The organism is Chlorobaculum tepidum TLS, from assembly GCF_000006985.1.
GTDB classification, from domain to species: Bacteria; Bacteroidota; Chlorobiia; order Chlorobiales; family Chlorobiaceae; genus Chlorobaculum; species Chlorobaculum tepidum.
On the sequence record NC_002932.3, the window covers coordinates 129,938 to 137,500 of the forward strand.

Below are 7,563 nucleotides of genomic sequence, written 5' to 3' on the forward strand. Positions count from 1 at the left end.
GTTATCTGTTCGCTAAGCGAAAAGAAAATGCCGCAAAGGAGAAATCCCTGCGGCGTTTTCTTTTCATACCGATTCTTTATTTCATCTGTTTCCAGCCGGGCGTGGTGGCGTCGAGCCAGCGCTCGGCATCCGGATCGCCACGCCGGGCGGCCTGCCTGAAATCATCGAAAGCGCCGGTGCTGTCACCGGTTTTGATTCGGGCGATGGCGCGATGAAAATAGGCTGCCGCCATTTTCTGGTCAAGATTTATTGCCTGGGTGAAGTCAGAAATGGCCTCGGCGTAATGACCGTTCATGTTTTTGACTACGCCGCGATTGTAGTAACCTGCTGCCTGGAACAAGGGGTCACCGAGTTCGATAACCATGGTGTAGTCGGTGATTGCTCTCTGGAACTGGTGCAGCTTTTGCCATATTGCGGCCCGCATCTGGTAGGCCATGACGTATCGGTTGTCATTATCTATAGCCTTGGAGTATAAGCGGATCGCCTCATTGAGATTGCCTGCACGGTGCATTGAAAGCGCTTCGTTGAAATAGCTTTCGGATGATTGTGCCGCACACGGGCCTCCAAGCAGGACGGTGGCTGCAGCAGCAAGTACGATAAATGTCGTAAAGCGCTTCATGGAGTCGTGGAACGGAGGTGTTTGGTTTCGTGCAGTTTTGCCGTGAACCGGAAGCTTTTGAATAAAAATACCGATCACGGTTCGAAAAAATAAACGGAAAGTCTGTACCTTACACAGTAAACAGGTCTGCTGACGGCATCTTTGTTCCCGCTCTTGCCAAGTGGTGGGGCGCATTGTCGGCCCACTCAATCCGAAATCAACAGGGCTTGCATGTTTCGCATCAGTCTTGAAGAATTCGAAGGCCCCCTCGACCTTCTGCTGTTTTTTATCAAGCGGGACGAGCTTGACATCTACAATATTCCGATTTCCAAAATCACTGGCGATTTTATCGCCTACATCCACGCCATGCGTCGGCTGAATCTGGAGGTTGCCGCCGAATTCATCTACATGGCGTCGATGCTCATGAGCATCAAGGCGCGAATGCTGCTTCCCCGCGCGGAACCCGTGGATGGCGAGGCCGACGAGTTCGACCCCCGAACCGAGCTGGTGCAGCGCCTGCTCGAATACAAGCGGATCAAGGAGGGCGCCTCGGAACTGGAGCTGATGGCGCTCGACCGGGAGCGGATGTTTCCGCGCGGCTACTTCGAGGAGCTGGAGCCTGCGGTGATCGACGAGATGGACGAGCCGGTCAACCGTCCGACCCTCTATCATCTCATGCTGGCATACCAGTCGGTGCTCGACAACATGCCGAAGGTGCGGACGCAGAATGTGACCGATGCGCCGGTGACGGTCGAAGAGCAGAGCGCCCTGATCATGGCGCGCCTCGGCGAGCGGCTGCAGGTCTCCTTCACCTCGCTGTTTCAGGAATTCCGGGAAGCGATCGTGATTGTCGTGACCTTTCTGGCCGTGCTCGAACTGTGCCGTAACCGGAAAATCTCCGTCATCGTCAAGGAGGGCGTCAACGATTTCTGGATTTCACAGAGAGACCATGCCGAATAACCTTTAAACTCCATAAGCCATGCCTGAAATCGCGCCGTTCAAGGGGATTGTTTACGGCCCCGATCTCTCCGGGGATGCAGCAAACCTGATTTGCCCGCCATACGACGCCATCCCGCCAGCTATGCAGCAGGAGCTGTATGCGCGTTCCGATTACAATGCCGTGCGGCTTGAGCTGCCGTCCGAGGCCGATCCCTACGCTGCTGCGTCGAGTCGCCTGCGCGAGTGGCTGGTTTCCGGCGTTCTCGCGCAGGACGGCGAGCCTGCGCTCTATCCCTGCTTCCAGACCTTTGAGGACGAGCATGGTGTGACCCGCACCCGAAAAGGAGTGTTTGTCGCGCTCAGGCTGTACGATTTCTCCGAGGGTGAGGTGCTGCCGCACGAGCGCACGCTGTCGGGACCGAAGGCCGACCGGCTGAAGATGTTCCGCGAGACAGGGGCGAATATCAGCAGCATTTTTGGCCTGTATGCTGATTCCTCCCGCCGGGCTGATGAAGCGATCAGCGAGTTCGCTGAACGGAACGCACCGTTGATCGACGCCACCCTCCAGGGCGTGCGCAACCGGCTGTGGCGCGTCGCCGATCCCGCGCTGATTTCCGTTGCGCAGTCGGTACTTGCAGAACAGAAAGTCTACATCGCCGATGGGCATCACCGCTACGAAACCGGCATCGCGTACCGGAACGAGCGGGCGGCCTCGAATCCCGGTCATACCGGTCGGGAGCCATATAATTATATCATGACCTACCTGTCGAACATTTACGACGATGGGCTCCTGATTCTGCCGATTCACCGTCTCGTGCACGGTATCGAGTCGTTCGATCCGGAAAGTTTCATCGCCCAGCTCGACCGCTGGTTCACCGTATGGGAGCTGCCCGGCAGAAGCGCTCTCGACGAGTTTCTCGAGACGGGCGATTCGGCAAAGGTTTTTGGCATCGTGCTGCCCGGCATGGTGCTCGGCATTTCGCTTGATCCGAAACCTTCCGAGGTGCTTTCGACGCCGGTGCCGGAAGCGTTGCAGAGCCTCGATGTGGTGGTGCTGCATGATCTGGTGCTCGGTCAGATTCTCGGCATTTCATCCGAGGCGATGGCGCGCCAGAGCAACCTCACCTACACGAGCAAAACGGCCGATGTGTTCGAGGCTGTGGTGTCGGGCAAGGCGCAGCTCGGCATTGTGCTTCGTTCCGTTCGGGTCGAGCAGGTGATCGATGTCTCTGTTTCGGGCGAGGCGATGCCGCAGAAGTCCACCTGGTTCTACCCGAAGGTGATGACCGGCATGGTGTTCCATTCACTGGAGACGGAGGCATGAGGGGAGAGTTTTTGTCGAGGTCGGCGGATGAAACGCGCGAATATGCCCGGAGGTTCGCTTCCGGGCTGAAACCTGGTGATACGGTGTGCCTGACCGGCCCGCTCGGCGCCGGAAAAACCGAGTTCATGCGTGGCATCACCGAGGCGTTTGGCTGCGAGGAACAGCTTTCCAGCCCGACCTTTTCGCTGATGAACATTTATGAAGGATTGTTGCGAGGCCAGCCTTTCGAGCTGCACCACTTTGATCTGTACCGGCTCGAATCGGAAAAGGAGCTTGATTCCGCCGGGTTCGACGACTATCTTTCCGGGCCTTTTCTGTCGGTGGTCGAATGGGGCGAACGGTTCGCTTCGCTCGACAGGCGCTACACCAGACGCGTGCAGTTGTTCATCGCCGGGGAGAGTCAGCGGAAAATTGTCATAACCTGAACGCGGCCTCATGAAGATTCTTGCCATTGAGTGTACTCACGGTTTCGCCAGCGCGGCGGCCAGCAACGGCGAGCGTATGGTCGAGCGCCGTCTTGCGGAGTGGCAGAAAACCGCCGAATCGCTGGTGCCGCTCGTCATGCAGGTTATGGACGAGGCGGGCTTGACGGCGGCTGAACTCGATGGCGTTGCAGTTTCATCCGGCCCCGGCTCCTTCACCGCGCTGCGCATCGGCCTCTCCGTGGCCAAGGGCATCGCCTTCGGTGCAGATTTGCCACTGGTGCCGGTGCCGACTTTGCTCGCCATGGCGGATGCCGCCGCGAAACACACCGCGACAAAGTATATTGTGCCAGTGATTCCGTCGAGGGCGGGCGAGTATTTCTATTCAATGTTCGCGCTGAAGGACGGGGCGCTTTCAGAGATCGAAAGTTCGCGTTGCCTCGTTTCCGAACTGCCCGAGCGGATTGCCGTCTTGACCGGCAGCCTCGTCATGGTCAGCCGCCCGGTTGACCTCCTTGCTGAACAGGCCCCTTCGCTCGCGCCATATCTTTTCGACGCATCCTTTTTCAGCGCGGCAACCCTTCTCTCCCATGCTTGTAAATCGCTTGCGGAAGGTGCCGCGGGAACGGCCACCGGAACGCTTCCCGATTACCGGCAGGCGTTTGTTCCTGCGCAGCGGCAGGGCTAAGCCGACGCGCTACCACCCGTTTTTGCCATGCCGGAACAGGTCGTTGCTGGCGGGTTACTGTTTTGTTTTATGGTTAGTTCAATAGCGCATTATTGCTATATTGACTGGTGGGAATGCTTCCCTGTTGAACGATTTTTTTTCATTAAAACGGTTATCTATGTCCCGTTCGGAACATGTGGCCTCTTCCGGCGTTGAAGCTCGTGAAGTGGCGATGAGTGAGTTGCTTGCCAGAAGAGTTGCGGAGTTGTCGCTTGAAAAGAAGGGTGAAGATGTCAAGATTCTGGATGTCCGCGGCCTGACGAGCGTGACCGATTTTTTTGTGATTATTACCGCCGACTCGGAGCGTAAAGCCAAGGCGGTAACCGATTATATTGTTGATGAGATCAAGGAAGAGGGTGAACGTCCGATGCACATCGAAGGTCTCGATACCCTGCGCTGGGTGCTGATCGACTATGTCGATGTGGTCGTGCACATCTTTCAGCCCGACGATCGCAAATTCTATGATCTCGAATCGCTCTGGTCCGATGCTCCGGTCACGGTCGTCACTGCTCCGGAGCCATCAGACGAGCAGGAGGAGCTGCAGGAAGGTTGACGGGCCACCTGCCGGGAACGCTCCGGAGCTTTACGTTTTTCAAGCTATTTTATACATTACGCCATTGTTTTTCAGGGTAAATCAAAGTCAGGGCATCGATTATGCAGCGCGAGAAAATATTGCCGATCAGTATTGAAGAGGAAATGCGGGATTCTTATCTCGACTATTCAATGTCGGTTATTGTCAGTCGAGCGCTTCCCGATGTCCGGGACGGTCTGAAGCCGGTGCATCGCCGCGTGCTTTACGGCATGCACGAGCTGGGTCTGCAGGCGGGCAAGCCGTACAAGAAATCGGCTCGTGTCGTCGGTGAAGTGCTCGGTAAGTATCACCCGCATGGCGACTCCGCTGTTTACGACAGTCTTGTGCGCATGGTGCAGGATTTTTCGCTGCGTTATCCGCTGATCGACGGCCAGGGCAACTTCGGCTCGGTCGATGGCGACTCCCCTGCGGCCATGCGTTACACCGAGGTGCGCATGAAGGCCATCGCTGGCGAGATGCTCAAGGACCTCGACAAGGAGACGGTTGATTTCTCGCTCAACTTCGACGATTCGCTCGAAGAGCCAACGGTGCTTCCGGCGGCGATTCCGAACCTGCTGGTCAATGGCGCTTCGGGTATCGCGGTTGGTATGGCGACTAACATTCCGCCGCACAACATGCGCGAGGTGGTCAGTGGCCTGATCGCGCTCATCGAGAATCCCGAGATCGAGATTGGCGACCTGATGAAGCACGTCACTGCGCCAGACTTTCCCACCGGCGGCATTATCTACGGCTACGAAGGTGTTCGTCAGGCCTACCTGACCGGTCGCGGCAAGGTGGTGATCCGGGCCAGAGCCGTCGTAGAGGTGACGCAGAAAAACGGTCGCGAGTCGATCATCGTTACCGAACTTCCCTATCAGGTCAACAAGGTCAGGCTCATCGAGAAGATCGTCGAGCTGGTGCACGACAAGAAGGTTGAGGGCATTGCCGATATCCGTGACGAATCCGACCGCGAAGGTATGCGCCTGGTGATCGAGCTGAAACGCGACGCCGTGGCCAAGGTGGTGCTGAACAATCTTTACAAGCACACCCCGATGCAGGATACTTTCGGGGTGATTATGCTAGCGCTTGTCGATGGTGTGCCGCGCGTTTTGAACCTCAAGGAGATGATGCAGTACTATATCCGGCATCGCAACGAGATTGTACTGCGTCGCACGCAGTATGACCTCAACGCTGCCGAAAAGCGCGCGCACATCCTCGAAGGTCTCAAAATCTGCCTCGACAATCTCGACGAGGTGATCTCGACAATCCGCCAGTCTCCCGATACTCCGGCTGCTCAGAGCCGCCTTATGGACCGCTTTGGCCTGACCGAGGCGCAGTCGAAGGCAATCCTCGAAATGCGCTTGCAGCGTCTGACTGGCATGGAACGCCAGAAGATCGACGACGAGTACCGCGAAACCCTCGCACTCATCGAAGAGCTGAAATCGATTCTCGAAAGTCCGGCCAAGCAGATGGAGATCATCAAAGCCGAGCTGCTCAAGGTCAGCGACGTTTATGGCGATGAACGCCGCACCGAGCTTCGTCCGCAGGAGGGCGACTTTTCGATTGAGGATATGATCGCCCAGGAGGATGTGGTCATCACCATTACCCACGAGGGCTTCATCAAGCGCTTCCCCGTTTCTGGCTATCGTCGCCAGCACCGCGGTGGAAGAGGCGTGGCCGGAGCGCAGGCGAAGAACGAGGATTTCATCGAGCATATGTTCATCGCCTCCACGCATAACTATATCCTCTTTTTCACCACTGCCGGACGCTGTTACTGGCTCAAAGTGTATGAAATCCCGGAGGCCGGACGGGCCGCTCGAGGTCGCTCGCTGGCCAACATCATGGAGCTTCCGCCCGGCGAGAAAATCAGAACCTATATCAATGTCCGGAACTTCGACGATCCGCACTTCATCATCATGGCCACGGCCAAAGGTATCGTCAAGAAGACCAGCCTCGAGGAGTACTCGCATCCGCGCCGCACCGGCATCAACGCCATTACCATCGATGAGGGCGACGAGCTGATCGAGGCGCGCCTTACCGATGGCGATCACCAGATCATTCTGGCTAAAAGCTCCGGTTACGCCGTCCGGTTTCCGGAATCGGAGGTTCGCTCGATGGGCCGCACCGCGATGGGCGTCAAGGGAATCACGCTCGACGAAGATGAGCGCTGCATCTCGATGGTTACCACCAAGCGCAACGACACCTCGTTGCTCGCCGTTACGGACAATGGCTACGGCAAGCGCAGCAAGGTCGAGGATTACCGCATGACCAAGCGCGGCGCGCGGGGCGTCATCACGATCAAGGCGCACGAGAAAATCGGCAACCTGGTCGGTCTGCTCGACGTCAACGACGAGGACGACCTGATCATCATCACGACCAACGGCATCGTCATCCGCCAGCACGTTTCGGACATCCGGGTGCTTGGTCGGAACACCTCGGGAGTCAGGCTCATCAGGCTTGATGCCGGCGACAGGATTTCTGCCACGGCGCGCGTGCCCAAGAGCGACGACGACTCGGCGACCGAGCCGCTTGGCGACGAGGGGCAGATCGACCTGGAGTTCTGAGCATGGATTGTTTGTGATCCAAACCGGCTGACGAAAGAGGTATTGATCGGAGAGCCGGGCGTTCTCCGGAAATGAATTCGACTGTTATCACTTAATTATTGTTAGAAAGGTATGGCGCGCCCGAAGAATGTAAAGCATATTTTTGTAACCGGCGGGGTGATCTCCTCTCTTGGAAAGGGCATCCTTTCTGCTTCGCTTGGCCTTTTGCTCAAGTCCCGCGGATTGCGCGTGGCGATCCAGAAATACGATCCCTACATCAACGTCGATCCCGGTACGATGTCGCCCTACCAGCATGGCGAGGTTTACGTGACCGACGACGGCGCTGAGACTGATCTCGATCTTGGCCACTACGAGCGCTTCCTCGACGAACCGACCTCGCAGGCCTGCAACCTGACGATGGGCCGCGTCTACAAGTCGG

The 7,563-nt window shown here is 57.2% G+C and carries 8 protein-coding genes (1 of these 8 running past the window's edge); 7 read left to right on the forward strand and 1 reads right to left on the reverse strand.

Annotated elements, in window-relative coordinates:
- Positions 1–76: 76 nt before the first annotated feature.
- Positions 77–619: a tetratricopeptide repeat protein gene (locus AYT24_RS00645; RefSeq protein ID WP_164926803.1), complete on the reverse strand. Its 543-nt coding sequence runs from the start codon at positions 617–619 to the stop codon at positions 77–79.
- Between the two features lie 210 nt (positions 620–829).
- Here AYT24_RS00645 and AYT24_RS00650 point away from each other — a divergent pair, with 210 nt between their 5' ends.
- The 7 genes from AYT24_RS00650 to AYT24_RS00680 all read left to right on the forward strand — a co-directional run.
- The gene (locus tag AYT24_RS00650; protein WP_010931830.1) at positions 830–1,558 is read left to right on the forward strand and encodes a segregation and condensation protein A; all 729 of its coding nucleotides are present in this window, start codon (positions 830–832) and stop codon (positions 1,556–1,558) included.
- Between the two features lie 19 nt (positions 1,559–1,577).
- Entirely contained in the window at positions 1,578–2,861 is a 1,284-nt protein-coding gene (locus AYT24_RS00655) for a DUF1015 domain-containing protein (RefSeq protein ID WP_010931831.1), read from the forward strand.
- A complete protein-coding gene (gene tsaE, locus AYT24_RS00660; protein ID WP_010931832.1) occupies positions 2,858–3,286 on the forward strand; it encodes a tRNA (adenosine(37)-N6)-threonylcarbamoyltransferase complex ATPase subunit type 1 TsaE in 429 nt (142 codons plus the stop codon). Before AYT24_RS00655 ends, tsaE begins: the two co-directional genes overlap by 4 nt.
- A gap of 10 nt (positions 3,287–3,296) precedes the next feature.
- Positions 3,297–3,971 (forward strand): tRNA (adenosine(37)-N6)-threonylcarbamoyltransferase complex dimerization subunit type 1 TsaB, encoded by a 675-nt coding sequence (tsaB, locus tag AYT24_RS00665; protein ID WP_010931833.1) that lies wholly within the window; start codon positions 3,297–3,299, stop codon positions 3,969–3,971.
- Positions 3,972–4,128: 157 nt separating this feature from the next.
- The gene (gene rsfS / locus AYT24_RS00670; protein ID WP_164926804.1) at positions 4,129–4,563 is read left to right on the forward strand and encodes a ribosome silencing factor; all 435 of its coding nucleotides are present in this window, start codon (positions 4,129–4,131) and stop codon (positions 4,561–4,563) included.
- A 101-nt stretch (positions 4,564–4,664) separates the two neighbouring features.
- A complete protein-coding gene (gene gyrA / locus AYT24_RS00675) occupies positions 4,665–7,145 on the forward strand; it encodes a DNA gyrase subunit A (protein WP_010931835.1) in 2,481 nt (826 codons plus the stop codon).
- Positions 7,146–7,256: 111 nt separating this feature from the next.
- Positions 7,257–7,563, forward strand: the beginning of a protein-coding gene (locus tag AYT24_RS00680) for a CTP synthase (protein WP_010931836.1). It continues 1,391 nt past the right edge of the window; only the first 307 of its 1,698 coding nucleotides appear in the window; its start codon is at positions 7,257–7,259; its stop codon lies beyond the right edge, outside the window.

Excerpts from the sequence above, each read along its gene's own strand:
- AYT24_RS00645 (WP_164926803.1), bottom strand. The coding sequence starts at position 619 with ATGAAGCGCTTTACGACATTTATCGTACTTGCTGCTGCAGCCACCGTC.
- AYT24_RS00650 (WP_010931830.1), top strand. The coding sequence starts at position 830 with ATGTTTCGCATCAGTCTTGAAGAATTCGAAGGCCCCCTCGACCTTCTG.
- AYT24_RS00655 (WP_010931831.1), top strand. The coding sequence starts at position 1,578 with ATGCCTGAAATCGCGCCGTTCAAGGGGATTGTTTACGGCCCCGATCTC.
- tsaE (WP_010931832.1), top strand. The coding sequence starts at position 2,858 with ATGAGGGGAGAGTTTTTGTCGAGGTCGGCGGATGAAACGCGCGAATAT.
- tsaB (WP_010931833.1), top strand. The coding sequence starts at position 3,297 with ATGAAGATTCTTGCCATTGAGTGTACTCACGGTTTCGCCAGCGCGGCG.
- rsfS (WP_164926804.1), top strand. The coding sequence starts at position 4,129 with ATGTCCCGTTCGGAACATGTGGCCTCTTCCGGCGTTGAAGCTCGTGAA.
- gyrA (WP_010931835.1), top strand. The coding sequence starts at position 4,665 with ATGCAGCGCGAGAAAATATTGCCGATCAGTATTGAAGAGGAAATGCGG.